We start from the raw sequence: 26,415 nt of genomic DNA on the forward strand, positions 1-26,415 counted from the left end.
GAGACTTGGGGAAGAAGGGCTCAAGACGCGCCATCTGCGCATCCGTCAGCCAGAAAAGATCAGACATGGTCACCGCTCGTTTTTCGAACCGTGAATCACGCCGCAATGCGGAAATCAATGGGTCCTGACCCTAAGAGACTCAACACCGTCCGAGCCGAGGCCACTCTGAACTCGGCCCGCCAAGACCTAGATCGAATTCGCAAACTGAAGGAACGCGGTTCGGCCACAGAAGTTCAATTGCTCAAGGCCGAGGTAGCGCTAGCTCTGGGCGATGCATTATTGGAGCAAGCCAAAGCCGAATTGACGGCAGCAGAATCCGACCTTGAAAACACACTTATTCGCTCGCCAATCCGCGGAATTATCAGCCGATCTGAAGTTAATCCCGGGGCATATGTGGAAAAAGGCCGTGCGCCCCTTGCCAGGATCGATCAAATGGACCCGGTACGGTTGTCTTACGATATTCCATATGTGGAACGCATAGAACAATTGGCTATCGACGACCTGAGCTCGCCGAAGGAATTACTCGAGAATGTGACGCTTCGGGTGAAGATATCAGAAACTTGGATTTATTCGAAAACAACCAAACCGGACAATGTTTCGTCACGGGTGGACTATTCAACCGGCAACCTGACAGTCTGGGCGGAACTGTCCAACCCAAACTTCATACTACGTCCGGGTATGCGTGTTACTGTCCTTCCAAGCATAAAATCCGAGTGACCTGCCCGGGCTAAGCCTGCGTCAGAGAGATAGACAATCCTTTGTGTAAATGTCCGCAATGTCCGGATACTGTTGAAAAACTCTGCTTGAGCGATGCTTTGGCTGCTGATTCAATTCTCTTGAGTTGCAGGAGAGTTGCTGATGATGGGACCGAGGCAAGTTGCGCAGGGTGCGCTGTTCTACGAGTTCAGTATTGAGGATCACGTTCCGACGGATCACCTTTTGCGCGCGATCGACCGGTTTGTAGACCTTGTTGACATGCGCCGACATCTCGCGCCGTTCTACAGTTCAACAGGCAGGCCCTCGGTTGATCCCGAGCTGATGATCCGAATGCTGATTGTGGGCTATGCCTTCGGTATCCGGTCAGAGCGGCGGCTGTGTGAAGAGGTGCATCTGAATCTGGCGTATCGCTGGTTCTGTCGCCTCGATCTGGCCGATCCGGTGCCCGATCATTCCACCTTTTCCAAGAACCGACATGGACGTTTCCGGGACAGCAACCTCTTCCGGCATCTGTTCGAGCAGGTGCTGGCGCGCTGCATTGCCGAGGGACTGGTCGGCGGCGAGAGCTTTGGAGCAGATGCTTCGCTCATCAAGGCTGATGCCAGCCGCTATACGAAGGTGGACTTCTCGGAATGGTCTGCAGCAGATGCTGCAAACCGGGCGACGCAGGAATACCTTGATACGCTCGATGATGCGGCCTTCGGCGCTGCGACACCGGTAAAGCCGAAGGCGATCTCGCCCGCCGACCCGGCCGCGCGGTTGACCGGAGCCAATGGCGACAGGCCCTTCTTTGCCTACAGCACCAACTACCTGGTCGATCTGGACCATGCGATCATCGTCGATGTCGAAGCGACTGCGCCGATACGTCAGGCGGAAGTGGGTGCCGTGCGAGACATGCTGGTGAGAACCCAAGACCGTTTCGACCTGCACCCATGGCTGCTGGCCGCAGACACGGCCTATGGTGCGGCGGAGATGCTTGGCTGGCTTGTGAAAGAGCAAGGTATCGAACCCCACATCCCGGTCTTCGACAAGTCCGAGCGCAAGGACGGCGCGTTTCCTGCCACCGACTTCACCTACGATCCGGACACCGATGCTTACAAATGTCCCGGCGGGAAGGAGCTGAAGCCGTACTGGCGGAACATCTCAAAGGGGCGCCCGGCGTTCGGCAAGGATGGCTTCAAGAAATACTACGCCCGGAAACAGGAATGCGCGGCGTGTCCGCTGAAGCCCCGATGCACGCCCAACCAGGCGACCCGGAAAATCGCCCGATCCAGGCATGAAGACGCCCGCCAAAAAGCACGGGATATCGCGAAGACCGATGCCTATGTCGTCTCCAGCTACGCCAGAAAGAAGGTAGAGATGCTCTTCGCCCACCTCAAACGCATCATCGGCCTCGACCGCCTCCGCCTTAGAGGACCAAACGGCGCCAAGGATGAGTTCCACCTCGCAGCAACAGTCCAGAACCTCCGCAAACTTGCAAAGCTCAGACCAATCTCGGCGTGAAGAGCCGAGCAGGAAGACTTCAGCCGCTATTTCCGCCGCGCTTACACATCGACTTTTTCAACAGCATCTCCGCATTGCGGATAATCATCGGAATGGATCGGGTGTCTGCGTGGACTTCAAAGCGGTCTTTCGTGCTAAGTGCGCCAAATGGCCAAGCAGCTGATGTACTCTCGGCGTAACGAGTTTGTAGCCGCGCGGGAGTGGCCATATCTCACCTGACCTATCAGTCAAAAAGTCCAGATACCCCGCGCTTGGTATGCGTGGGGTATAAACAAAACCGTGCGGCGTCCGGGTGAGGCCGGGGGGTGGGGTGCGACATTCGGACTCACTCGGCATCGCAGGGGTAAACCGGCAAGCGTTTCGAATTTAGTGGCAGATCAGGGGCAGGAAAACGTTGATCGGAATTTCGTCAATGTTTTCAGCACCAAATGGCGGACCGAGGAGCAACCTAACATTTTATATAACTTATTGTTAAAAATTTATAAAGTCTTAGAAATTAAAATGCATACCACTAAATATACCACACTAATCATTGGAACTGGCGCTTCAAAGCCTCAGGTTCGAGCATGACGGAACGACCGGTAACTAAGAATAGCAGACACTCATAAAAAGTGCAGCGAACGTCTTCTTCGAGCCCACTTTGACCGATGCTTTGCAATGCCCGAATGACATCAATGCGCAGAATGCGGACTTTGCAAATTCTCGATATCGGATAAACAAAATGACAGGCTGGAAACAATCAGCAGACGTTTTCGACTCAAAGCTGCCGTATTACAAGCCGGTGTCTTCTGGTAGCGTCGGCTATCTGCCAAAAAGCCTAAAGCTGTGAACCAATTGGTAAAATACTTAGAAATCCAGCAACTATGTGATCCCATGTCGATCCTGTCGGCTCTGATAGATAAACGATAACGTTGCCATCACTATCTCGTGTCGTCCATTTAAGCTGACCAGCCTTCTCGAGCGTCACATTATATGTGTATGCGGGTAGCGCGTGGTCCAAGGCACCCATGGTCTGTGCAGTCAATGCTGGTGAGTCAATCAGAACTCCCATCTCGGTGTTGATGTTGACAGATCGCGGGTCCCAGTTGAACGACCCTACGAACAAGTATCGGTCATCAACTGCAAATGCCTTGGAGTGTAGACCTGACCTCGATTGAGCCCAGTTAATACCGCGGCGCTGTAACTGATAGGCGTCCGGTCGCAACTCGTAGAGTTCTACTCCTCCGCGTAAAAGTACACGGCGTTTCTTGGCGTAGTGCGCGTAAACGGGAGCGACGTCATTAGATGCAAGTGAATTGGTTACGACCTTCACGTCGACCCCACGTTTCTCCAGTTCGGTCAGCCATTGCACACCTTTGTTGCGCGGAACGAAATAGGCGGACACGATGTTCACTTCACTGCTGGCATTCTCAAAATACGGAAGCAATTGAGATGCAAGAACGGGACCTGAGTTCTCGAGACCGGTGGCTTTTGAAGGCGGATCAGCATAAAGTTTCGCAGGCAGCCAATCCAAAGATAAGGCCCCATCTGCAAAGTTCTCTTGTGCTGACTTTCTGAGGGCAGCACCGTACGGGGTTTGCTTCGCTTCTTCGACCAGTTCATTCAACCTGCTTCGCGCATCGCTTAGGTCAAATTCCTGGGGTTCTCCAACAACCACGCGAGCCGGAACGGCAAACTCACTGTTCCAGTATGAGTCAAAGCTTCGCGACACCTCGCGTACAACAGGGCCAGCGGCCAGTACATCCAGATCAGCGTAGTTCATTTCTTCCCGTGCGAGAAAGTATTCGGCACCGATATTTCTCCCACCCACAATCGTGAACACGTTGTCTGCCGTCATGGACTTGTTGTGCATTCTGCGATTGATGCGTTTGAAATCTGTCAGACCTGCGATCACAAGGCTTTGTTCCCGCCAGAACGGATTGAATAGCCTGATCTCAATATTCTTGTGATTGTCCAACGCGGCAGTCATCGCGTCATAGCTGGACGTATCCATGTCATCCAGCAACAATCGGACACGAACACCCCGATCTGCCGCTTGCAAAAGACTTGCAGCGAATAGGTGACCCGTTGGATCGTTGTGCAGAAGGTAGTATTGCGCGTCTATCGTTCTCTCGGCCGCCGCAGCCAGCAACAGCCGCGAGACAAGAGCTTCTTCGCCGTCACTGATCAGCTTAACGCCCGACCGACCGTCTTTGGGGTCCCCAAGCCGATTGGCCGCCCGACTAAGAGCTGTACGCGAGTCTACCGGCAGCGAAGCCGATACCGTCTTTTCATATGTGCGAGTTTTGGAGGCGCAAGCAACAAGGGTCAGCGTGTACAAGATACAGACCACCAACTTCCATCGTGTCATCGGCTTCCTCCATCCCCATGTCCTAGGTGACTACGCCCAGACGGGTGATTGCAAGTCTGTTCTGTGAAGCATGAGATTGTTTCGTTGATCGTAGTTGATTTGGTGAAACCCCAACTTCCCCATGCAGGTATGCGATTTTGACGCAATCTCAATTCAAAAGTACTCTACCAGTAAGCAAGCGCAAACGAGGACCATGCCTGATCCCGAACACATAAATGACTCCGTCGCGGAACCCTCGCCGCGTGCTGTAGCCGACGGTATGGGCATGGCGACTGAGGAGTTTAAAATTTCGATGCCAATCGGGATCGGAGCTGTCCTTGCTGCTCTGGCGTCCTTGGCCACGTGCTATTCCGGGATTTTGCTGACCTATTTGATTGGCTACGAAGCGCCTTCCATAAACCCGCATGCGCAAGCGGTGCTCATGTGGGTGTTCGCATTGTTGGCGGTAGGTTTTTTATGGAGAGACCGGAAACGGCATGCCAGGGAGCTTCCGCTCGTCCTTGGTGGGATTGCTGCGCTCATCCTGATTGTCACACTGTACCTCGGCTATGATGAACGCGTCGAAGCGCTTGCCTATGTGCTTTTGGTGATCGCGGCTTTGCTAAACCAGAATTTTATACTCGACGCTTTGAACCACACAGTTCGCAACCAGACACATGAAATAGAGGCTTTAAACGAAAGACTGACCGAGAAAGTAAAGCGCCAGGAAAGCGAGATTGACAGGCTGGGGCGTCTCAAACAATTCCTTGCGCCTCAAGTTGCGGAGCTTGTCGTAGAAGAAAACTCTGACGAGCTTCTTAAAACCCATCGTCAATACATCGCTTGCCTATTTTGCGACATCCGGAATTTCACAGCAATTTCCGAGGCGATTGAGCCGGAAGATGTCATTACCCTTCTCCAGCATTTCCACGATGAGGTTGGTCACTTAGTTGCCCAACACAAGGGAACAATCGGATACCGAGCAGGAGACGGATTGATGGTCTTCTTCAATGATCCGGTTCCCTGCGATCAGCCCGTACTGCAAGCCGTGCAGCTGGCTACAGCAATAAGCGAAGCTTTCGAGGGAATACGAGCACCCTGGGAGAAACTCGGACACGCGATGGGTTTGGGTATTGGGATCGGTAGTGGTTACGCGACGCTTGGGCTTATCGGGTTTCATGGTCGCGCCGACTACACTGCAATCGGTGGTGCTGTGAATACCGCATCAAGGCTTTGCGATTTTGCCAGCGATGGGCAGATCCTTTTAAACCAACGAGCGCTTCTAGACATAGAAGAACATGTGGAGACCCAAGAACTGGGAGAACGGGAACTGAAGGGCATCGGCCACTCTGTGCAGGTTTTTCGCGTTATCAGCCTCTCCCAACAAGCGAAGTGATACTCTCTCTTGTTAGGAGGTCTATCAATCTTCGTATGTTGAAGGCCCGCTAAGGGCTGCGAGCGGTCAATCATGCTCATCGCAGAAAATGGCAGCGCTGAGCCCGAGGCGGTCATTGCTATTTCTCGCTGCGCGCGCTCGCAGCACGAAAATCGCTGCATCAGCTTTGTTCATGGCGCTGCAAGGCGGCGGGAAAACCGGCCATTGGTGCAAGGTGCAGCAAAGATTGAGGCGGCAACTCACAGGTCGCGGACAAAGCACCAATTCGGTGCACACGCTCCAAACGCAGGTAACTTCGCTTCGCGATCATTTGGGCATGCCACAGGACCGAGCTGTCCTCATTTTTTTAGAAGCAAGGTCAGCATTCTTGTAAGTTGTTTGGCGGCCTCTGTCAGTGTTGGTTCGGCGAAGGCGGTATAACCAAGTAGCAGGCCCTGCTGCGGGTTGGGCAAAGTAGAATGCGATGACAAAGCACGTAAGTAAAGCCCTTGTTCACGAGCCAAGGCAGAGATCCTGCAATCCGTTGTCCTACTACTCAGTACGGGGCGCAATGGACAGCACAGATGCATACCAGAAGGATCAGGCGTCACTTCGATGAACTCCGCGACATCAGCGAGATCGGCAATCAGTCGAGCCTGCCGTTTGGCATAGGTTCTACGCATGCGGCGCAAGTGGGTGGCGAAGTCGCCACTATCCATAAAATCGGCCAAAGCCGGTTGTGGTGTCAGCGAAGCACGCGATCCAGAGAGAGACAGGTAGTCCTGTGCGGGCGGGATTAGGATCTCAGGTACGACCATGTAGCCAAGGCGTAAAGCCGGTTTCAGCAGTTTCGAAAAGCTGCCAAGATAGACAGTGTTTTGTAAGCCATCGAGCCCAGATAGAGAAGGCAGAGGTTGACCCTGATAGCGGAATTCGCTGTCATAATCGTCTTCGATGATCAGAGTTCGATTCTGCCTTGCCCAATCCAGCAGCGCCAATCGGCGAGCAAATGGCATTGAGGTTCCCGTGGGGTAGTGGCGCGATGGCGTGACAATCGCTGCCGATACGTCCTCCGGAATCCGGTCGGTCTCAAGTCCATCCTTGTCGATCCGCACTGGGATTGATCCAATGCCAGATCGTTCGAGGGCGTGTCGCAGCGGTAACCATCCGGGGTCTTCGATTGCGACTCTCTGATCGGATTCGAGCGCCACATGGCAGATTATATCAAACGCATCCCAGGCACCGCCGGTTATGATCACTTGCTCCGGCACGCAGTCCAACCCTCGCCAGACGGAAAGATGGTCGCTAATCGCCGCGCGTAGAGGGTGCCAACCGAACGGGTCGGGCCGTGCCAACAATCCGGCATCGGGTGTGCGCCAAGCCCGCTCAAGGCACCGTGCCCATTGATGATGAGGAAAGAGAGCCGGATCGGGAAGGCCCGGTTGAAAAGGAAGCCACTGCCGGGGGCGATCAGGCAGGCGCGGCCTTCGCGGAGTTGGAGGCGAGAGATGAGGGAGGTGATCTGCAACAAATGTTCCGGCTCCCTTACGGGTTAGCAGGTAACCTTCGCCAAGCAGTTGATCGTATGCAGAGGTGATGGTCATCCTAGAGACCGAGAGTTCCTCGGCCAGATTTCGGCTGGCCGGAAGGCGTGCGCCAGACGCCGCCCTGCCGGACAAGATTTCCTGGCGCAAAGCATCGGCCAATTGCACGTGTAGGGGCTTCGTCAAGTGCCGGTCCAGCGATAGGGCGAACAACACCTCGTCTAAATTGGACTGATATTTTTTTTGGATATTGGCCATGTATGTATAGCCAATATTTCGTTATCCGGTTTGTCGCAAGAGAATTCAGAGGACTCAGGCCATGACCGACAGCCTTCCCGTCACCGAACGTTCCCGTCTTCGCCGTCTCCATGAGCGCGCCCATTTCGACAGAGAGACCATCAATGCTATATTGGATGCGCAGCCAATGTGCAGCGTGGGATACATCATCGACGAAAAGCCCTATGTGACGCCAACGCTCCAATGGCGCGAGGGCAATCACGTGTACTGGCATGGCTCCTCTGCCAGTCGGGCGTTGCGGAACTCGAAAGACGCTGAAGTCTGTTTGACCGTTGCGATCCTTGACGGGTTCGTATTGGCACGATCGGGCATGCATCATTCGGTGAACTCGCGGTCGGTGATGTTGTTCGGGAAAGCCTTCAAAGTCGAGGATCCAGAGGCAAAGCTGGCAAAACTAGAGCGTTTCGTGGATGGGCTGTTTCCCGGCCGCTACGAAACGCTGCGGCCGGATCACGCACAAGACTTGAAGGCGACGACGGTGCTGGGTCTGGAGATTACTGAAGGCAGCGCCAAAGTCCGGACCGGCGGTCCAGTCGACGACGAGGAGGATTATGCGCTGCCGATCTGGGCCGGAGTCATACCGGTGCGGACGGAGGTTGGCCCTCCGATTCCTGACCCACGCAACCTCGAACGTGTTGCGTTACCCGACCATGTAAGGGATTTCAAAATGGACTAAACCGCACCGTTAGATCCGCAACGCGAAAACCGCAACACAGTCGATGAGGGTTCGCATTGAGCAGTCCTCGCGAATGTCAACGTCTGCTTTGCACACTTGGAACCAATTCGCACATCGCGCAGAATGTTGTGAAATGGGCTCAAACCAGCCCAATGCATCCGCGGCGTTTCCCAAAGAACACGCAAGCTGACAACGGCCATTCAAACCACCAGTAAACTGAGGCGTCAGCGCTGTGCTGATGTCTGGGATTGGCGGGAGGATTGGAGAGCAAACTATGTCAAGAGTCCAACTTCCCGCTGTTACCCCGAAACGAAGAGCCTGGAACAAGGGCCGGATCATCGGCCAGAAACGACCACTGTTGCCGAAACAGGTCTGGGCGATCCGCGCGCGGCTCGAACTGGCGGGCAACCTGCGCGATCTTGCGCTGTTCAACGTGGTCATTGATAGCAAGCTTCGCGGATGCGATTTGGTGAAACTGGCCGTCACCGACCTAGTGAGGGACGATCGCGTTCGCGAACGCATGTCCGTGATCCAGAGTAAAACCAAGCGGCCCGTTCAGTTCGAACTCTCTGAAAACACGCGGGATACCATTGCCGCATGGATCAAGTCACCGGAGATGCTCGGCTGCCGTTTCATGTTTCCCAGCAGGTTTCATGACCGCCCGCATATCTCAACGCGCCAATATGGCCGGCTTGTGAGGGGTTGGGTGGCCGCGATTGGGCTAGAACCCAGTGGATACGGCACCCATACGCTGCGCCGGACCAAAGCAGCTGAGATTTACCGCAAAACCGGAAATCTCAGAGCGGTTCAACTTCTGCTCGGTCACACCAAGGTAGACAGCACAGTACGGTACCTTGGTGTCGAACTCGAAGATGCGCTGAGCATTGCCGAGCAAATCGACATTTGACCCACGTTGGCGGGCGGCTCTTGCCGTTCGCCAATCCTGAGCGGACCTGCGTTCGCGGCGCAGCGGTGGGTCGTATCGAGCCCAAAGTCACGAATGCTGCGGTCTGATCAAACTGGTAGATTGCCGACTTTTCAGACATCCAACGGAAACCCTCCTATGAAAGCTTCGCGCCGACTGCAGCAATCCGTAGGAAGGGCGGCGAGCCGGCATTCGCTGCGGTTCCGTCTAACGGCGAGATGCAGGGCATGCCAAAGAGGACGACATGGAAGTGCCCACGTCGTCCTTACTTCCATAGCTGGCCCCGCAAACCCCGTTGGTTGTCTCAGGGAATGTCAATCCACCAGATCGAAATCGTTCATCTTCCAGGTCTGGTCGAAGAACGGCTTCAGCGGGCCGTACAGGCGCACGATGGCTGTCCAGCCCTTGCTCGGATCTGTTTCGACCCAGTTCGACTCCATACCTTCGGGCGCTTTTGGGCCGAAGTAGAGGTCGACCGTTCCGTCTTCATTCTGCGCCAAATCGTCGTAGCTGCTGAGCGCAGGGAATTGCTGTGATGTTGCCATCATCGAGCGGTTTGCGCTGTCGTAGACGACGACAGACCAGAAATCCTTCGCAGGAACATCAGCTGGAACTGTCAGCTTGTATGTCTTCGCACCGTCGAGCGGAACACCTTCGCCATCGGTATGGGTACACAAATATTGCGACCCGATACCCACGTTTTTGCTCGCCATGGCCGGTGTCACGCCTGTCGCATATGCGGCAAAAAAGGCCTGAGCGTCGTAGTCGAGGTATCCGTTCGGGTCAAAGGTGTAGACGCCGCCAACAAACGGGTTCCACCATTTGCGATCCTCGTAGATGTATTTGTCGTCGCCAACGTAGTTCCACATATTGGCCCGAAGCAGCGCCGCGCCCGCCATGGCGGCTGGCTCAAGGATGGCCTTCTCTTCCGGCGTGGGATCGAATGGCTTGCCGAACTCCATGCCGATGGAGGCGAGCAGAAATTTCTGCGCCCCGTCCAGCGCGTCCGGGTGCTCTTCTTCGACGAGGTGCCCAAGCTCTTCCAGGAGGTGATAATTTTCGGAATGAACTGTCCAGATTTCCTGTCCTGAACCATCGATTAGTTCGGTGGGTTCCGGATTGTCCGCCTGGGCCAGCGGGTAGATCTTCAATTGCTCGTACAGCGAATTGGCTGCATCGGTCGTGCCATCGACCAGGAAGGCTCTGAGCGCCAGCCAAACCCCGTAGGTTTTGGATTCAAAAACGAAGTACCCATCCGGTACGTCTCCCTCGTATCCCGGCGGAAGCACGAGGAATTTGCCGCCTTCGCCCTTGTCCGGACCCGCATTTCCAACATCGCCAACATAGCGCATCCACATGTCGTTGAAGAAACCAAGCATGCCGGGAGGCGCTTCGACCACTGTCGGACCGTCTGTGTTAAGGTCGAGAAAAGTCATCGCATAGACGGTTGTATTGTTGGCTGTCAGGAACTCGGACTTGGCGTCCATCAGGTCCTTGAACACAATGACCTGATTAGGTTTTCCTGCACCGAAATCTGCGTAACCCTTGCGCATCGCATAGAGCGAGGCTCCAAAGACGTTTTGCTGGATCACTTCCATCACCCGATAGGTCGTCCGGATCTGGAACAAACGTTCGGTGGTCTCAGCGGTCGGAAATCCCTTCTCGAAGGTGAAGTCGCCGATGATCGTGTTGAACTCTTCGTTCTCTAGGAAGCGGCCATCGCTGCCTTCCGCAAGCGCCATGTTCGCTGTTACGACAAGGGCCGCGCATCCGGCAAGAAATGTGCGTTTCATCTTTTCTCCTGTCAGAAAATCAGTTTGCTTTCTCGACGTCCGGCAGTTGCCATCCGCTTTCGATCCATCCTTCCGCTGGCCCATAAAGGCGGAATAGCAAGAAGAAGTCCTCGCCGGTCGGTATCCAGTTGCTTTCTAGACCATCCGGAGCCGTTGGCGCGAAATAGACGTCAACCGAGCCGTCGTTATTGACCTGCATGTCCGTCAGATTTGGCGTAGCCAGGCCGACACGCTCATTGCCTGCGACGAAGCCCTTGGACTTCATGCTGTAGACGATGACCGACCAGAAATCCTCAGCGGGCGTGTCGGCGGGAACATTGAGTTTGTAGCTGTCTTGCCCGTTCAGCATATCTCCATCGCTGTCGGTCAGGCCTGTAAGGTAGAAAGTCCCGCCACCCAGCTTCTTCGGCAGATAGGTGATCCACGAATACGAACCGCCCGCGCGGTCATCGATCAGCACCATTTCATCGGTCACATAAGGAAAACCCGCTTCCGGCTGACCCTCGGCGAAGGCCCAGACTCCCCATTTGCGGTCTTCCCAGAGCGGAACGACCGAGCGCGTGATGAAATGCTCCTGCATGGTGTCATAGGCGCATTGCAGCCCTTCCAGCATCGCGGCCTGCATTTCCTCGTCCGGTTCAAACGGCTCGCCGCGCACCATACCAAGCGAGGCCAGCATCGCCATCATGACCTTGTCCTGCTCCAGAACCGGCTCGCGCTGGATGACCGTGTTCATGTCGTGAAAAAACGTCATATCATACACGGGAAGCGTGTTGATCGGGTTCTCCTTTACGTCGATGAATTCAGTTGGCGACGGATTGTCGACCTCGGACAAGGGGTAGACTTGAAGGGTCTGGGCGTAGGCAGCCTGATCTTTGCTGGTGCCACCATCCTTTGCTACAGGGCGGAAGGCGAAATGAACGCCATAGGTGTTGGACGGATAGACGTAGTAGCCCTCTTGCGGGAGGTCGCCGTCATATCCCGGTGGCACGATGAGGTACCTCCCGCCTTCGCCCGCATCATCGCCCGAGGTGCCAACATCTGCCAACGGAACCTGCCAGGCGTTCGTGATCGTTCCAAAGAATGCCGCCTTTTCTCCGGCTGACGGAACATCGATGACAACGGGCTCATCCACCGCGTATCCACCGCCAAATACATACGGTGTCACGTCGTTGGCCGTCAGAAAGCCGTGTCGGCTGTCCATCGGTTCGCTCATATAAGCGATCACGCCTTTGTCAGCCCCCGCATCGCGCTGGATCGCCAACTCGATATCGTAAACGCCAACGGCAGGCATCGCCCAGATCGCAGCCTCGCAGGAGCGCCGGACAACGGTATCGCGGGCGATTTCAGACATCTCCGCCACAACAGGCCCAGCCAGAAATGAAAGTGCAACGCCTGCATACAGCCCACGAGCAGCCTGCCTGGTTGCCATATTTGTACTTATGGTCATCTGCGTCTCGCCTCCCGCCAATAGCCAAATCGAGATCATAGGTTGGCATATCGCTGCGAGATCGGCGTATCATTTCACGACAGAATCACGATTAAGCAAACCTGTATGCCAGCAGACCCTCCCATGATCTCCGCCAAGGCGCTTGGTGCGATGCCGCAATTCACGCTTGAAACCTGCGGGCAAAAACCGCTTGAACGAGCGTTGAAGCGATCCGGTTTGCCCCATCGCTTCATCGAAAGTCGCGATGGCTACATCCCGAAACACGCCCTCGCGACATTCATTCAAGAGGTCGGGCGTTCCACTGGGGAAGAGAATATCGGCCTGCTCTGGGCACCGCATCTCACCGTCGCGGATTACGGGGCATGGGGAGACTACGTTCTGTCCTCGCCAAACCTCGGAGCGGCTCTCGTGCGAACTGCAAAGGCGATCTCGTATCACTCGAGTGCGGACCTGATCGAGTTTCAAACACACGGCGCCCGTGCATGGTATGGATATCGCTTCGGATTGCGATCACATAGTGCGTATTCCGACGTCGCTTTTTCGGCAGTAGGCGTCTTTCTCAGCGTCTTCCGGCACTACCTTGGACCAGCGTGGTCTCCAGAGCGGCTGATGGTCGATACTTCAAAACCGTCCGCAGGAGATCGCGCCGAGGAAGTCTTCGGGTGCCCGGTCCATTGGGATCAACCTGCATTGGGAGTTGTCTTTTCCAGCAAACTTTTGCGGACGACCGCGACGGAGGCCAAACCGAAGGCGACTATCGAGGACATTGCTCGAGAGAGAGTTGGTGGCCCGCCCAAGACTTTGCCCCACAAGGTCGCTGCAATGGTGCGACTGCAGATCTATGAGGGTTCGGTGTCCATCGAAAGAACCGCAGAATGCATGGATATCGGGGTCCGAACCTTGCAGCGAGGATTGATGCTGGATGGGGTTCGGTTCAGGGACATCGTGAACAACTCTCGAATTGAGCGTGCCAAAGAACTTCTGCGTCACGGCGACGTGTCGGTTGCAGCCGTCGCATTGGATCTTGGTTATTCGAGCCCAAACAACTTCAGTCGGGCCTTCAACGCTCAGACAGGCTTTTCGCCCAGCCAGTTCGCCGCGTCGGACCCGCGCTAGGTCGCTTGGCCTCGGAAGTCGCCGTTTGAGCCAACGCTACTGAGTCGAGACTTTTAGGATCTCGCAACAAGCGTAGGGGCCGCCGTTCGCAGCGACGAACCAAAAGGCCAGATCTGGGTCGGTCACGTAGGTGCTGGAACCCTATGCAAATGTCTGGAAGCGTACGCATTGCGGTCCATACTCGTGGAGCCCCGAGGTCGGCTTTGCGCATTTGCCGTTGTTTGGGGCATTCGCTCGAAGAACCGCACAGTCCCGCTTCTTGATGATCGATCCCGGTTGCCGCGATAAGACGGTTTGAGACTTGGGCATCGTCGTGGCCTTAAATGACCGTTCTGGCGACATCGGCTGCAACGCAGCGATGAGCGTGCCGTGCCTGCGCGCGGATGCTGCGTCAGCAAACTACCAGAAAGGCATTGGCGGCAAATCCCGCATATCGGTCATTTGGGGAAAATCGCTCAAAGTCTGCTTTGCGGGAAAAGCGTCATTCGCCCACTGCTCCGATAAGCTCAGGATATGCGGTCTCCGGTTGAGGCCTTAAACAAATAGCTCGTCGAACCCTCCGTCCGGACAACTTCGTAGCCATCATTTAAAAGCACACTGTCCGGCGGACCACATGCTATCACAGCAGCAAGTGCAACTGCGCCGAATGCAATTCTGAGTGCAATTGTCATGTTGCTTTCCTTATTTTGTTATCGGTCACAGCAAGTCTTGGTCCAAAGTTACTGGACGATGTCGAGCTCTACGAATGATTGCGAGACGACCCGCCTCAGAGCTGACTGACAGTACGCGCGCACATTCGACTTTTCGGCCGGGGTTAATCGTTCCCAAGTACCTCCTGCAAGCTGGATTGGTAGCTTTTCAACACCCATTAACGGCCTTCCTTGCTTGATCAGTTCACCCGTTTTTGCATTCAGCAATACAGGGGTTATGCCAATAGCGCAGTGATTGGGTCCGCTTCCGTCGCTACCGTTTACTTCAAGTATTGACCGAGAACTGTAACGTCGCGGATCATCAATTATGATATAGGCCATACCTCCTGCAGCAGCGGCAGCCGCAATACTGACCGAACTGAGCAACACATCCTGTCCGGGTGTGTACTGCTGTCCATACTGATCAAGAGGCGTTTGTTGTAAAACGATCAAAGCGTCGGCAGCTCTGGCCACGGCGCTATTTTCGTCGCGCGTGACAGCAACCGAGGCCCCGGTGCGCCCAAGAATTTCATTGGAAATCTGTCCTGTTCCGACTGCGGCGTCCCATCCCAATTGAGACATTGAAACTTCAAGCTCTGCCATGTTTGGGCGATATACAGATAGTAGGTTGTCATTTACCCGCGGGATTACGGCGATCGATTGATATTTTGATTTCGCACCGGCTGGAACTCCAACCTGAGATTCGGCACATGCTGACAACGTCACAACCAAACACAGCAAAATTGCTTTTGAATGGTAGGCGATCAAGTTCGAAGGATTCCGGTCACAGCGCATTGGCGATGCTCCTGTCTCCGGCAAATTTTCTTGCGATCCCGCTGACGCATTTGCTGGACAAGTCGGCAATCATTTTGTCAGAAGGCCAAGCATACGTGCGAGAAACACAAACGTCCGAATAGGCGCGTGTCGAGCCGCCTACAGACACCTTAAGCGCGGCGTCTATTGTCACGTCCCAATGGGTTGCAGTTGCGGGCGTGCTGAGTGCAAACCGTTCCACAACACCAGACACTTTTGTCTGCCCGCCGGTCACGCTATGCCCAGCTGCCGATAACTCAGACTTGATTGCCTCTGTGAACAATGCCTCCGGCGGAGGGTTTAACGTCACATAGCCCATTGTGACGCCTCCGACGGTTGTCCGTTCACCAATTCTGCCGGGTAGTACTCCGACGCCTCGTGCCATTGTGAATGGTTGAACATTTAAGGCGCGCGGTGAGACTGAAGAAAGGACTCCGCCTCCGCTGGATGCGCTTTGCAGCGAAGCATTTGCAGTAGTATCTTGAACGCCCGCGCATGACGCCAAACCGATCAGCGCTGTAAGTGTAGCCAGATACCTCGAAATCAATTTCAACATTCCGATCGCTTCTCCTCCCCAAAAGGTAAAATCTGGAGAAACTAAGATATTACATTTACTGAATGTGACTTTGACTTAAATCAATGAGCTCGTGTGTACATGATTTCACGATCGACCGCCTTGGGCTCGAAGCGGCCATCGAAACAGCTCCGTCGAATGACTGCTTTAACCTTGCTTGCGAGGCAGTGCCTGGTCAGCCGATCAATTTCTGCAGTTCCCTGTCAGCGCGGATAAGTTCATTGATCGTCTTGCGCATTTCCTCGGTTTCTCTCGATCGTTCTCCGTGCTTCCATGACGGATGGCTTGGCCCAGCGGCTTACCCACCTCCAGCCCCATGCATGCGACAAACACTCCAGCCTTGAACGGCGGGTGCGCGGCACCGCTTGCCAGTGGACTTCGCCGTTGCTGTGCACCTGGGCGCATCATTGAGCCGTTTGGTGGGGTCCATGAGGTTGTCGTTACTTTTTGTCATCCGACTGCCCCCCGTTGTGCACGTTTCCAACAATTGCCTGACCACCTTCTTTGACTTCAACGCGTTCGACCCGGACGGTTTGATCTGCCTTGGAGCGATACCGTTTCAGGGTTTCAACCTGGTTAGTGAAGGTCCGCGCAAGTTTGTTGAGCGCCCGTTCCGCCGAGTCTTGCTGCGTGAGAGTTTTTACGTGGTTCAGGCGGCGTGCCATCATCATCGTCGCCTGATGGATCGCGCCAATTTGGATCGCAAGCATCGCTTCGATCTCGTCTCGCGGCCCAACCCCGGCAACAACAGACATCACGAAGTTTGATGCTGCCTCAGAAACAGAGCTGTCCTGTTGCCCGAGAGTCGCGACTTGATCCATCACGCCTTCGAAGAACCGATAATCGACTGTGCCTAGCTCATGCATCGCCAATGCGCAGGCCGCCGTTGGGTCTTTTCCTGTGTGCCCCACCGTGAGCCTTCGTGTGTCTTCATCAAAATCCAACGTGATATCCGGGGCCCGGACGCGTGATCGCTTCCGTTCCCTCAGATCGGCAACCGCATTGATCTCCGCTTCGGTAAGCTCGGGGTCCTTTGTCTGCAGATCATTGCCATTGTCTTTCTGTGCCTTGCTCATGTCCGCCTCGCGTAACAGGGAGTGGTTAGTATTAGTGTTCCGATTCAGAACCGAAGGACCGACGAAAAACCGGCCTGACGGGTTCTAATTTGGAACCATGCGGGGTCTTTGGGTTCTCAAACGGAACCACAGAGGATGCTGACGGGTCCGTACCAGAACCGCGTTTTGTTTTTTCGGGCTGCCAGAAACGCCAGTTGTTAGTGGCGGCTTTTTTGCCGGACCGGGTTTGTGTGGTCTTAGTCGTTAACCGCCATTCGTGGGCGCGACGGTGATACCAGTTGCCTTCCTGCTCCAGCACAAGGAAGCCTTTGTCCTGCAGATCCTCGAAAGCGCGTTGAACGGTGGCCTTACCTAGGCCTAGAATCTCTGCCGCTTCGTTCATCGACAGGAACAGCTTGCCGTTGTTGCTGCCGTTGAAGCGGGTGTGAAGCTCCAGCCAGAGCTTCACTGCAGGTCCCGACAAAGCCCGCCACGCCGGAGATTTGATCATTGCGTAGGGCAGAGGGATGTATTGCCCCTCATCCGACCGTTTGCCCTTGGGAGACCGCCGTCTACTCATCGCGACACCTCCGCTGGAAACGCTCGGGAAGGGCATCCAACTCCGGAACGTCGCAGCCGATATGCGCCCGGACGAGCCGGGTTAGGCCGGATTTGGTCACACAGTACCCGAGCGTGTCCCACGCCGCTCCCCCGGCCGGAAATTTGGGTCTCTGGCGCTGAAACAGCCATTGGATGCCATCCCGGCATACGGCGATGCGATACACACCATAGCGAAAGACCTCGCCGTTGTAGTTCTCAGCGGTTTCCCGATGATCGGTTCGTGAAAGAAGGCCAGTGTCTGGCCCCCTGTCGAGGCTCGTGCTGTTCGGCTTGGAAAAGGACATATCAGCCATGTTCGATCCGTCCTTTCCGTACGATCACCCGTTCGACCGAGTGGCTCAGGGGCGACCAGTAGTACCGGCGCTCGTTTTGACTTGTCGGCGCGGGGCATCCTGTGGCATTAACTGGACTTGCTAGGGTGGCAGTTGATGTCACTGGAAAAGCCCCATCTCCGCGCTTGGAGTTGGGGTTTTTCATTATGCAGCCTCGTTGTTGGGATCGGTGCGCCGCGCCGCCAGCCAGGCGTTCAGATCGGCGCCGTGATAGGCGATCCGCCGACCGATGCGGATAAAGGCCGGACCACACATGCGGTGGCGCCATTGAGCCAGCTTCTCGCGGTTTCCCAGCAATTTCATCTCAGGGTCTTCTGGGAAATAGACCCGGTCGTCATTGAAGACGTTTGCCATCGGTGAAATCCTCTTGGATCAGTTGCGATGGCTCAAGGTTGTGCAATTCTACCCGTTTGAATACTGACCCAAGTTAGGAAAACAGGGGGTCGACTTGTAAATCAGTTGATGCGGCTTCGTCGTCCATCTGGGACCTGAAACTACAAAAGCATCGCCTTAATGCTCTAAATTCAATACCTTAAAAACATACCCCAAGTAAGCTCAACCTGCATCCTAAAATGGGATATCGTCATCTGAACCCCCATATGGATCTGTCGATCTGACGTTGGCAGACACTTTCTTGAAGTTCTGGATTTCTGATGAATCTTCTTCTTCGTCGCTAGAAACTTCCAAATTTGTTGGATTTGCCCCGCCGGTAATTTGCCAATTTGCGATTTTGGCAACTTCTTCCGCAACAGTTTGAGAGACGACGCCATCTTCATTACCCAACCCGAAGCGGACACCGTTGCTCACAATCCACTCCGCCAGTGAACCCTTAACGCTTTTGTTTTTAACTGGTCTGGTGATGGCTTCCCATGCAGCTATCGCCGTTGCAAGTTTTGCGGAGTAGCGAGAGTGTTGGCGATCACGGAACCCGTCTGGCATTCCCTCTGGAAAGAAAAAAGATGGAGCAACGCCCCGCGCCTTGAACCATCTCTTAAGCTCATCAACCTCAATGGTTGTGTTGGACCAATCAGGCTCCTTCAATATGTAAAGCACCCTGTCCGCAGATTTCATTGACACGTCATGGATACTGTCGGCGTTACTAAAGAGGGTTGGCACACCTCGAGATAGCGCAAACCCGTAGTTTCTAGTTTCCTCATCCTTGTCTTCTGGAACTTGAAATTGGTCGCCAGCATAATATTGATAGTCTGGCACCCGAGCCCGGCTGTTTATCTTGGCACGCATCTTGTTCGAGAGTATTGCGTTCCTAATGGCCTTGAAGACTGCTCTGAACTGCGACGGGTCTATAACGAGATTTCCATCGTCTGCTTCCATTCGGTCAAACTGATCATCGGACCAATTGGCGACTTGAAAAATTCGACTATCTCCCGGGATTTCCGGATTCTCTAATTTAAAATGGCCGGGATCACTCATCAGAGTTAAGAAGGATGCGTCAATAACAGATAGTTCGTCGGCCAGTTTCCAGTAGTCAAGGCCGGAAAACGTGTTCTTATATACCATTTCCCAAATCACTTTCCTTTGAAAATCGTGTCACAACATAAGAACACCAATGGTTCGCCAGGTCTCGCCGCCGTTCCAACATATCCGACCGCGCGTACGCCCGCTCCACATCGGATCCAACCTGATGGGCCAGTGCCGCCTCCGCCAGTTCACGCGGTGCGTTTGCAGCCTCCGCCGCCCAATCTCGGAACGAACTGCGGAAGCCATGCACAGTGACGCCATCCTGCCGCATCCGGCGCAGCAGCATTAGCATGGACATGTTTGATAGAGGCTGATGCCGCTTCTGACCCTCGAACACATAGTCAGAGGCCAGCGCGCGCAGCGGTTCCAGAATGGCCAGCATTTCGTCGGTGAGAGGCACGCGATGGACCTGCCCGCCTTTCATGCGCTCCGCAGGTATGGTCCATAGGCGCGCATCGACATCGACCTCGGGCCATTTCATCTCCAGGACCTCTGAGGTCCGGCAGGCGGTCAGAATGGTGAACTGCAACGCCTTGGCGGCCATGGCTGAACGGGTCTGTAGCTGGGCATAGAATGCGGACACTTCCTGCCACGGCATCGCGTCATGGTGCTGGACCTTGGCTTTGACGGTTGGCAGCACTTTACCTTCGCGGATAGCGGTCACCGGGTTCTCGCCCGAGCGGAAGCCCTTGGACTTCGCCACATCAAGTACCGTCTTGATCCGCTGGGACAGTCGCTTTGCAGTTTCGTGTTTCTCGGTCCAGATGGGGGACAGGCACATCAGCACTTCGGGCTGATCAATGCTGTCGACAGGCATGCGCCCGATCTTTGGGAACGCATAGTCGCGCAAGGTGTTGAGCCATTGCTGTCCATGCTTGGTATTCTTCCATGTCGGCAGGCGGTCGATGTGGACCTGTCGGCTGAGCTCCTCGAAGGTTGGGATTTCGCGCTGGGCATTGAACCTAGGGTTCAGCCCTGACTTTGCCATTCGTCGATACTCGAGAGCTCTTTCGCGGGCTTGATTCAGAGTGACAACATCAGCGCCACCCAACCCAAAATCCGTGCGCAGAGGAGCGCCCTTGCGGTTTTTCTGTCCTTTGACCGTTACGCGCACGATCCAGCGCCGTGCGCCCGATGGATCAACAACAAGATATAGACCAGAACCGTCGCCATGCCGACCCGGGCCAAGATTCTCTACCAGCTTCTTTGTCAGCTTCCCGCTGAGCGCAGCCATGAAAATACCACAAAATATACCACTCAGTGAAAGTATACGGGTATGGTCGGATAAAATCCAACGAAACCAGCCAACGCGGCCACAGCCATAAAACACAGAGGTTTAAGCAACCTAGTGTATCTCATTGAGGTTTGAGAAAATCACCAAATGGCGGACCGAGGAGGATTCGAACCCCCGACCCCTTGATTCGTAGTCAAGTACTCTATCCAGCTGAGCTATCGGTCCGCGTTGGTGAGGCGCTGTTTAGACCTGTGGTCAAAGACGTGCAAGCCGATTCTTCAAAAAAAAATTAAAAAGTCATGTCACCGCGCGGAAGCCTGATTTCAAAGATCGTTCCTTCGGGTCCGGTCTCTTTCAGTGTCAGGTTACCGCCATGCCCGCGCACCAGTTCCTGAGAGATTGCAAGACCCAAGCCAGAGCCTCCTTTGCGGACCCCACCCTGAAACGGTGTGAACAGGTTTTCACGTGCTTTTGGCGGAAGACCCGGCCCGGTGTCGCGAATTTCAAGACACCAGGCATCCTGATATTCACACCCGACGATGGTGATTTGACCCGGCTTACCTGAGGCTTCCAACGCCTGTCTTGCGTTACGCACAAGATTCATGATGACGCGAAACAACTGCTCGGGGTCGGCGCGGGCGATCAAGCCTTCGGGCACTTCGTTCACGATCTCGACGCTGCCCCCCGTTACTGCCAACTGCTCGCTGGTGGCGACGTCAGCCGCAATTGTCCGTAGGGGCACCATCGTCAAGGTGGGCGCAGGTTCTTCTGCACGGCCGAATGCCAATGTGCTTTCACACAACGATACAGCACGGGTGATCGAATTCACCAACTTCGGAGCCATTCGCCGGACCAGCGGGTCATCACTGGATTCGATCCTGTCCGTGAACAGCTGCGCCGATGTCAGAATGTTGCGCAGGTCATGGCTGACCTTTGCAACCGCCCCACCCAGTTGCGCCAGCCGCTCGCGCTGTTTGAGCGCCTGCGTCAGTTCCGTTTGCAGCATCTTCAGCGCTTCTTCAGCCTCGCGCAATTCCGTCACTCTGGAATTCGGTGAGATGATGCCGCGCGCATCCTCGGGTGCGCTGGCATAGCGCTGCATATATCCAACAACGCTTTTGATGGGCCGGACAAGAACCACGCGCACCGCCAGGAACAGTAAAGACGCCGTGATGATCGAGATGACAAAGGAAAGTCCCAGAATGCGCAGGCCGTAATCAACCATCGCCATACGGAGGGGCGCGCTATCGATCGTGACCTCGATCAGCAACCCTGCGCCCTTGACCGGCTCGCCAATGATACGGATGATTTCATTTTCAGGAATGAAAATCCGGCTCACCGCATCCCGGATCAAAGTCCATGGACCGGCATCCCGTAGATCAAATGTTTTGGTGACTGCCTCGGGAATCGGTGACGACAGCATGAGTTGGCGGACTTCATCCCGACGCAACACAACGTTGTAGACACCGGCATTCGCCAGCAATTCAGCCTCAAGATCTTCGGCCAGCATATCGTCAGCCAGCAACGCCAGCGATGCGATCTGGGCGCGTTCCAAACGGTTCAGCAGGAAATCCTCGCGGAACCGGGCGATCGACGGGACAAAGATCAGTACTTCGGCCAACATGACGAAGACCGTCGTCAGGATCAGAAATCGGCCCGACAGCGAGTTCAATTTACGCTCCTCTACAGGTCAGGGAATCCAGCGCTGAACGAACCTGACCACACGTTTAACTGTCTGATTCTCAAACAGCCTTGGAGAGAAATAAGCGCCGGCAACGCGTTTGTTAAGCTCTCCGATCGTTGGATAAGGTGAAACCATAGCAGCGATCTGCCCCATCTTCAGGTTATTGGCCAAGGCCAATGACCACGTGTTGATCAACTCGCCCGCCTGATGGCCCACAATCGTGGCACCGACGGGCCTGCCCTTCACCACCATAACCTTTATGAACCCTTTGGTTTTGCGCTCAGCCAATGCGCGGTCATTGTGGTGATAAACAAAGCGCGCAACCTCCACCCTGTCGCCATGCAGGTCGCGGGCCTGAGCTTCGGTCAGACCAACCTGCGCCAGTTCAGGATCGGTGAACGTTGCCCATGGGATATGCGCCGTTTTCGCTCTAGCGGGCAGGCGGAACAAGGCGGATCGAACGATGATACCCGCATGATACCCGGCTACATGGGTGAATTGCAGCCCCCCCACGACATCGCCAATCGCATAGACCCGGCGGTTTGACGTTCGTAGGCTGTCATCCGTCTTGATTCCGGTTCGGGTGCGGTCAATTCCCGCTGCGGCCAGGTTCAGACGCTCAATATTGGCTTTGCGACCTGCGGCGATCAAAAGGTGAGAGCCCCGGTGAATATCGCCATTCTCGGTCACGATTTCCACAGCACCTTCTCTTCCGCGAACCTGGGCCACCACGGCATTTTCGTGGATATCGACACCTTCACTGCGCAAAGCCTCCAGCACCACGGACGCCGCCTCGGGATCGTCTTTGCCCAAAGCCTTCTGCCCTTCAACGACTGTCACCTTGCTGCCCAACCGGACATGAGCCTGCGCCATTTCCATGCCAACCGGACCACCGCCAATGATCAGCAGATGCTCCGGACGCTCGCGCAGGTCGAAGATGGTTTCGTTTGTTTGATAGTGCACTGTGTCCAGACCAGGGATTGGCGGAACCAATGGCGACGACCCGGTGGCAATCACGATCCGGCGCGCGGTGATGACATGATCTCCGGCCTGCACCTCGGTCGGGGTGATAAAGCTGCCATATTCGCGGATCACCATGACACCCAAAGCTTCGAAGCGTTCCTGGCTGTCCATCGGTTCGATCTGGGCAATCACATCCCGCACATGATCCTTCGCCGCGGCATAGTCGATCTGAGGGTTTACATCGGCCACACCAAACGCGGCGGAATGCGCCTGACCAAAGGCCGCTTTGCCGCTTGCAATCAGCGCTTTCGACGGGACACAACCGAAGTTCAGACAGTCGCCGCCCATCTTGTGCCCTTCCAGAAGGATCACCTTCGCACCCATCTGGCTGGCACCGGCCGCAACCGATAACCCACCGGACCCGGCCCCAATGACCAGGATGTCTGTCTTGTGGTGTTGCATGGATCAGGCGTCCTTTCCGCCACGCAGGGACTTGATGACAATCGGCAAAGCAGCCAGCGCACACAAGCCGACAATGGGGCCAATGACGAAGGGCTCCCACAACAAAGAAACGTCCGGTGTTTCGCCACGGTCGAACACACCGCCCAACCCAACACCGATCCAGGTGTAAACGATACCCCCCGGAATAATGCCCAGCGCCGTCGTGATCAGAAAATTGCGAAATTTGACGCCCACCAGTGCGGGCACCAGATTGGCCACAAAGAACGGCACAACCGGCACAAGCCGCAGCAGGAACAGCACCGAGATTTCGTTCTGGCGCAAGCTGTCTTTCAGCTTTCCAATCGTCCCCTTTGAGGCATCCAGCCGGGCCGTCAAAGCATTGCCCAAACCCCAGCGGGCGGCCAAAAAGATGACCGATGCGCCAATAGTGGCCGAAAATACATTGAACACCGTTCCGGCAAACAGTCCAAACAGGAACCCACCGGTCATCGAGGCGACGGCTGCTCCGGGCAGTGAAAATGCGACGATCACGATATACACAGCGACAAACCCGGCCACCATGGCCCAATAGTTGGCGTCCCGCCACGCCAGCAGCGCTTCGCGGTTGTCGCGCAGGGTTTCGAAGGTCAGGTAATCACCCAGCGTGAAAAACCCCACCGCCGCGACACTGAGAATCACCAGCAGGGGAATATGGCGCGCCAACCCGTATCGTGGAGCGTGGCTTGTTTCGGACATCTGGTTTTCCGACTCTTCTTGCTTCATCTTACGCCCAACATGCGCTGCTTGCGCTTTCGGCAACAGGGGGTTCACGGGGCCTTGATCTTTGTGGCCGCGAACGTGACAGTTTCAGACGATAATCGACCGATTTGAAATCTTTTCAGCAATCGGTTTACAGAATTGTTGCAAAAGCCGCGAAAACCGGGCCGTTGGGGTTTGACTTACACTTCGCTTGGCAGTAGAGGACGGGCTTCGAACACTAGGGCCAGGCGAATCCGCGCCGCACCCGACCGCTATAGATTGGAGACGGAGCGATGAAACGCACCTATCAGCCTTCGAACCTGGTTCGCAAACGCCGCCACGGTTTCCGCGCGCGCATGGCCACCAAAGCCGGCCGCAAGATCCTGAACGCACGCCGCGCCCGCGGCCGCAAATCGCTGAGCGCGTAAAACCGCCCACCGATCAGGGTATGAACATGACGCCGCCGGAGGCCCCTGAGGATGGTAAGAGCCACCCCGGGAATACGCCCCCGGCGGCTTCTGTTTGTCTACCCGCATCTCTGACGATCCTGAAAAAACGAGCCGATTTCCTGAAAGCCGCCCGCGCGCGCAGGCAGGGAACGTCTTCGATGATGGTGCAGGCCCGCAGACGCGCGCCAGATGAAGCGGTCGGACTGCGCGTTGGCTTTACCTGCTCAAAGAAAGTCGGCAATGCCGTGGCCCGCAATCGTGCCAAGCGCCGCCTGCGAGAAGTCGCGCGGGCGGTCTTGCCTGTGTCCGGTCTTGAAGGTTGGGACTATGTGCTGATCGGGCGGGCTGATGTAACCGCCGATCTTCCTTATGACACCCTGCTGAGCGACTTGCGGTATGCGCTTGGCAAAGTGCATGCGGATCGCAAATGACCTTCCTGTCCCATATCGTCGCCCTGCCCGTTCGCGCGTACCGGCTGATTTTCAGCCCCTGGGTCGGTTTCAACTGCCGCTATCAGCCCACATGCTCGGCCTATGCGCTGGAAGCATTGGAAAAACATGGCGCAATCCGGGGATCATGGCTGGCTGCGCACCGGATTTGCCGGTGCCATCCCTGGGGCGGTGACGGTTACGATCCGGTGCCCGACAATACCGACCCTTAAATCAACGCCAGATTGCCGCGGTCGGTGAAGCTGCGGGTCGGAATGACCTCTCTGTCCAGTTTTCCCAATAACGTATGGTGCAAGTCTTCGAAAAACCGGGGCGAATCGAAATACCAGTTGTGTGTCGCCGAAGGCCCGTCCCCGTATTCATCGCGGGTATTCTTGAAATAAGACCCGCAATACAGATTAACCGCTTTCTCAGACCGGTCGTTTGGCATTCCGACACGGCCCAGTCGGCGCGATACTCCGACACGCTTGACCTCTGAAATCGACAATACCTCGTCAAAGGGGCTGTAATAGCATGTCAGCCTTGTACAACGTCGCATCAGAGAGGACGTCTTGGAACTGCCGTCACGGAACGATTTCGCGGACACATCCGCCGCGACAAACGCGATCTGGCTGGTCATCCAGCTGTGTTGCGCGGTTTCGTGGTCGTCATCTGCATAATCCATGGCTTCGCGCACCAAGAACGTGCCCATGGAATGTGCCAGAACATGGACGTTGTACCGGCAATCCGCGGTCTGCATCCGGGACAGCCGAGTGATCCCGTGACTGAACAATTTCTCTGCCGCACGCCGCGCGTCAGCCCGGTCAACGTTATAGCCCAGAACTGATCCATCGCTTGGCCAGTCATAACTGATGACCACACCGTCAAAACCATGCGTCTCAAGACCGGTGCGAATTTTGCGGTGACGTTCCAGCATCTGGTATTGTTCGGTATTGAACCCGTGCACGAAGACGACAATGTGTCCATTCTCGGTAGCCGTCGCCCCGGCTTCAGCCTGAATCCGGCTTATCCATTGAGATTGAGGTAATTCATGCTGCCGCGCCGGTTGCCCGACATTTCCTGGAATAGCCAGATATCGCGCGGCACCCATCTTGTTTGAATAGTGATCGCCGCTGCGGGCGCGGACCGAAAAGAAGTAGTCCATAATA

General features: G+C 55.4%; 25 protein-coding genes and 1 tRNA gene. 9 read left to right on the top strand and 17 right to left on the bottom strand.

Features of this window, described 5'->3' with window-relative positions; genetic code table 11:
- Nucleotides 1-117 precede the first annotated feature (117 nt).
- Nucleotides 118-717 (top strand): efflux RND transporter periplasmic adaptor subunit, encoded by a 600-nt coding sequence (locus tag I9188_RS18035; protein ID WP_209599702.1) that lies wholly within the window; start codon nucleotides 118-120, stop codon nucleotides 715-717.
- Between the two features lie 141 nt (nucleotides 718-858).
- On the top strand, nucleotides 859-2,220 hold the full coding sequence (locus I9188_RS18040; RefSeq protein ID WP_209505932.1) for an IS1182 family transposase: 1,362 nt from the start codon (nucleotides 859-861) through the stop codon (nucleotides 2,218-2,220).
- A gap of 817 nt (nucleotides 2,221-3,037) precedes the next feature.
- Here the strand turns inward: I9188_RS18040 and I9188_RS18045 are convergent.
- On the bottom strand, nucleotides 3,038-4,570 hold the full coding sequence (locus tag I9188_RS18045) for a phospholipase D family protein (protein ID WP_209505930.1): 1,533 nt from the start codon (nucleotides 4,568-4,570) through the stop codon (nucleotides 3,038-3,040).
- A gap of 193 nt (nucleotides 4,571-4,763) precedes the next feature.
- Between I9188_RS18045 and I9188_RS18050 the strand changes: the two genes are divergently transcribed.
- Nucleotides 4,764-5,945 carry an adenylate/guanylate cyclase domain-containing protein gene (locus tag I9188_RS18050; RefSeq protein ID WP_209505928.1) on the top strand — a complete coding sequence of 394 codons (1,182 nt, stop codon included), beginning with the start codon at nucleotides 4,764-4,766 and terminating at the stop codon, nucleotides 5,943-5,945.
- A gap of 338 nt (nucleotides 5,946-6,283) precedes the next feature.
- Here the strand turns inward: I9188_RS18050 and I9188_RS18055 are convergent, their stop codons facing one another.
- Nucleotides 6,284-7,726, bottom strand: coding sequence for a PLP-dependent aminotransferase family protein (locus I9188_RS18055; RefSeq protein WP_209505926.1), 1,443 nt, complete (start codon nucleotides 7,724-7,726; stop codon nucleotides 6,284-6,286).
- Between the two features lie 61 nt (nucleotides 7,727-7,787).
- Between I9188_RS18055 and I9188_RS18060 the strand changes: the two genes are divergently transcribed.
- Together I9188_RS18060 and I9188_RS18065 are read left to right on the top strand one after the other, a co-directional pair.
- Nucleotides 7,788-8,441, top strand: a complete 654-nt coding sequence (locus I9188_RS18060) for a pyridoxamine 5'-phosphate oxidase family protein (protein ID WP_209505925.1) — start codon at nucleotides 7,788-7,790, stop codon at nucleotides 8,439-8,441.
- A gap of 274 nt (nucleotides 8,442-8,715) precedes the next feature.
- Nucleotides 8,716-9,348 (top strand): tyrosine-type recombinase/integrase, encoded by a 633-nt coding sequence (locus tag I9188_RS18065; RefSeq protein ID WP_209505923.1) that lies wholly within the window; start codon nucleotides 8,716-8,718, stop codon nucleotides 9,346-9,348.
- Nucleotides 9,349-9,680: 332 nt separating this feature from the next.
- On the opposite strand, the gene I9188_RS18070 is transcribed toward I9188_RS18065, so the two are convergent.
- Together I9188_RS18070 and I9188_RS18075 are read right to left on the bottom strand one after the other, a co-directional pair.
- A complete protein-coding gene (locus I9188_RS18070; protein WP_209505921.1) occupies nucleotides 9,681-11,159 on the bottom strand; it encodes a DUF1254 domain-containing protein in 1,479 nt (492 codons plus the stop codon).
- A gap of 19 nt (nucleotides 11,160-11,178) precedes the next feature.
- Nucleotides 11,179-12,609, bottom strand: coding sequence for a DUF1214 domain-containing protein (locus I9188_RS18075; protein WP_209505919.1), 1,431 nt, complete (start codon nucleotides 12,607-12,609; stop codon nucleotides 11,179-11,181).
- A gap of 123 nt (nucleotides 12,610-12,732) precedes the next feature.
- On the opposite strand from I9188_RS18075, the gene I9188_RS18080 reads away from it, so the two are divergent.
- Entirely contained in the window at nucleotides 12,733-13,725 is a 993-nt protein-coding gene (locus tag I9188_RS18080; RefSeq protein ID WP_209505917.1) for an AraC family transcriptional regulator, read from the top strand.
- A gap of 719 nt (nucleotides 13,726-14,444) precedes the next feature.
- Here I9188_RS18080 and I9188_RS18085 read toward each other — a convergent pair.
- From I9188_RS18085 to I9188_RS18140, 12 genes are all read right to left on the bottom strand, one after another.
- On the bottom strand, nucleotides 14,445-15,209 hold the full coding sequence (locus tag I9188_RS18085; RefSeq protein ID WP_209505915.1) for a hypothetical protein: 765 nt from the start codon (nucleotides 15,207-15,209) through the stop codon (nucleotides 14,445-14,447).
- Nucleotides 15,199-15,546, bottom strand: a complete 348-nt coding sequence (locus I9188_RS18090; RefSeq protein WP_209505913.1) for a hypothetical protein — start codon at nucleotides 15,544-15,546, stop codon at nucleotides 15,199-15,201. Before I9188_RS18090 ends, I9188_RS18085 begins: the two co-directional genes overlap by 11 nt.
- 695 nt (nucleotides 15,547-16,241) lie before the next feature.
- Nucleotides 16,242-16,877: a hypothetical protein gene (locus I9188_RS18095; RefSeq protein ID WP_209505911.1), complete on the bottom strand. Its 636-nt coding sequence runs from the start codon at nucleotides 16,875-16,877 to the stop codon at nucleotides 16,242-16,244.
- Nucleotides 16,878-16,908: 31 nt separating this feature from the next.
- Complete coding sequence (locus I9188_RS18100; protein ID WP_245220551.1) at nucleotides 16,909-17,367, bottom strand: helix-turn-helix domain-containing protein; 459 nt, start codon at nucleotides 17,365-17,367, stop codon at nucleotides 16,909-16,911.
- A 61-nt stretch (nucleotides 17,368-17,428) separates the two neighbouring features.
- Entirely contained in the window at nucleotides 17,429-17,770 is a 342-nt protein-coding gene (locus I9188_RS18105; protein ID WP_209505907.1) for a hypothetical protein, read from the bottom strand.
- A 183-nt stretch (nucleotides 17,771-17,953) separates the two neighbouring features.
- Complete coding sequence (locus tag I9188_RS18110) at nucleotides 17,954-18,163, bottom strand: hypothetical protein (RefSeq protein WP_058283726.1); 210 nt, start codon at nucleotides 18,161-18,163, stop codon at nucleotides 17,954-17,956.
- 213 nt (nucleotides 18,164-18,376) lie between these two features.
- Nucleotides 18,377-19,327: a hypothetical protein gene (locus I9188_RS18115; RefSeq protein WP_209505905.1), complete on the bottom strand. Its 951-nt coding sequence runs from the start codon at nucleotides 19,325-19,327 to the stop codon at nucleotides 18,377-18,379.
- On the bottom strand, nucleotides 19,317-20,522 hold the full coding sequence (locus I9188_RS18120) for a site-specific integrase (protein WP_209505903.1): 1,206 nt from the start codon (nucleotides 20,520-20,522) through the stop codon (nucleotides 19,317-19,319). The genes I9188_RS18115 and I9188_RS18120 overlap by 11 nt, the downstream gene beginning before the upstream one ends.
- A gap of 148 nt (nucleotides 20,523-20,670) precedes the next feature.
- Nucleotides 20,671-20,747 (bottom strand) — tRNA-Arg (locus tag I9188_RS18125).
- A 64-nt stretch (nucleotides 20,748-20,811) separates the two neighbouring features.
- On the bottom strand, nucleotides 20,812-22,194 hold the full coding sequence (locus I9188_RS18130; protein WP_245220550.1) for an ATP-binding protein: 1,383 nt from the start codon (nucleotides 22,192-22,194) through the stop codon (nucleotides 20,812-20,814).
- A gap of 18 nt (nucleotides 22,195-22,212) precedes the next feature.
- The gene (locus tag I9188_RS18135) at nucleotides 22,213-23,631 is read right to left on the bottom strand and encodes an FAD-dependent oxidoreductase (protein ID WP_209505901.1); all 1,419 of its coding nucleotides are present in this window, start codon (nucleotides 23,629-23,631) and stop codon (nucleotides 22,213-22,215) included.
- Nucleotides 23,632-23,634: 3 nt separating this feature from the next.
- Nucleotides 23,635-24,366 (bottom strand): TVP38/TMEM64 family protein, encoded by a 732-nt coding sequence (locus I9188_RS18140; protein WP_209505899.1) that lies wholly within the window; start codon nucleotides 24,364-24,366, stop codon nucleotides 23,635-23,637.
- Nucleotides 24,367-24,662: 296 nt separating this feature from the next.
- Between I9188_RS18140 and rpmH the strand changes: the two genes are divergently transcribed.
- Genes rpmH through yidD form a run of 3 tightly spaced genes read left to right on the top strand, consistent with a single transcriptional unit; the run spans nucleotide 24,663 to nucleotide 25,479 of the window.
- Nucleotides 24,663-24,797 (top strand): 50S ribosomal protein L34, encoded by a 135-nt coding sequence (gene rpmH / locus I9188_RS18145; protein WP_005980833.1) that lies wholly within the window; start codon nucleotides 24,663-24,665, stop codon nucleotides 24,795-24,797.
- A gap of 26 nt (nucleotides 24,798-24,823) precedes the next feature.
- Nucleotides 24,824-25,249 (top strand): ribonuclease P protein component, encoded by a 426-nt coding sequence (rnpA, locus tag I9188_RS18150; protein WP_209505897.1) that lies wholly within the window; start codon nucleotides 24,824-24,826, stop codon nucleotides 25,247-25,249.
- Nucleotides 25,246-25,479, top strand: coding sequence for a membrane protein insertion efficiency factor YidD (yidD, locus tag I9188_RS18155; protein WP_209505895.1), 234 nt, complete (start codon nucleotides 25,246-25,248; stop codon nucleotides 25,477-25,479). Before rnpA ends, yidD begins: the two co-directional genes overlap by 4 nt.
- On the opposite strand, the gene I9188_RS18160 is transcribed toward yidD, so the two are convergent.
- Nucleotides 25,476-26,411, bottom strand: a complete 936-nt coding sequence (locus I9188_RS18160) for an alpha/beta fold hydrolase (protein WP_209505893.1) — start codon at nucleotides 26,409-26,411, stop codon at nucleotides 25,476-25,478. The genes yidD and I9188_RS18160 overlap by 4 nt on opposite strands.
- Between the last annotated feature and the right edge of the window lie 4 nt (nucleotides 26,412-26,415).

The organism is Ruegeria sp. HKCCSA071 (assembly GCF_017872555.1).
Taxonomy (GTDB): domain Bacteria; phylum Pseudomonadota; class Alphaproteobacteria; order Rhodobacterales; family Rhodobacteraceae; genus Ruegeria.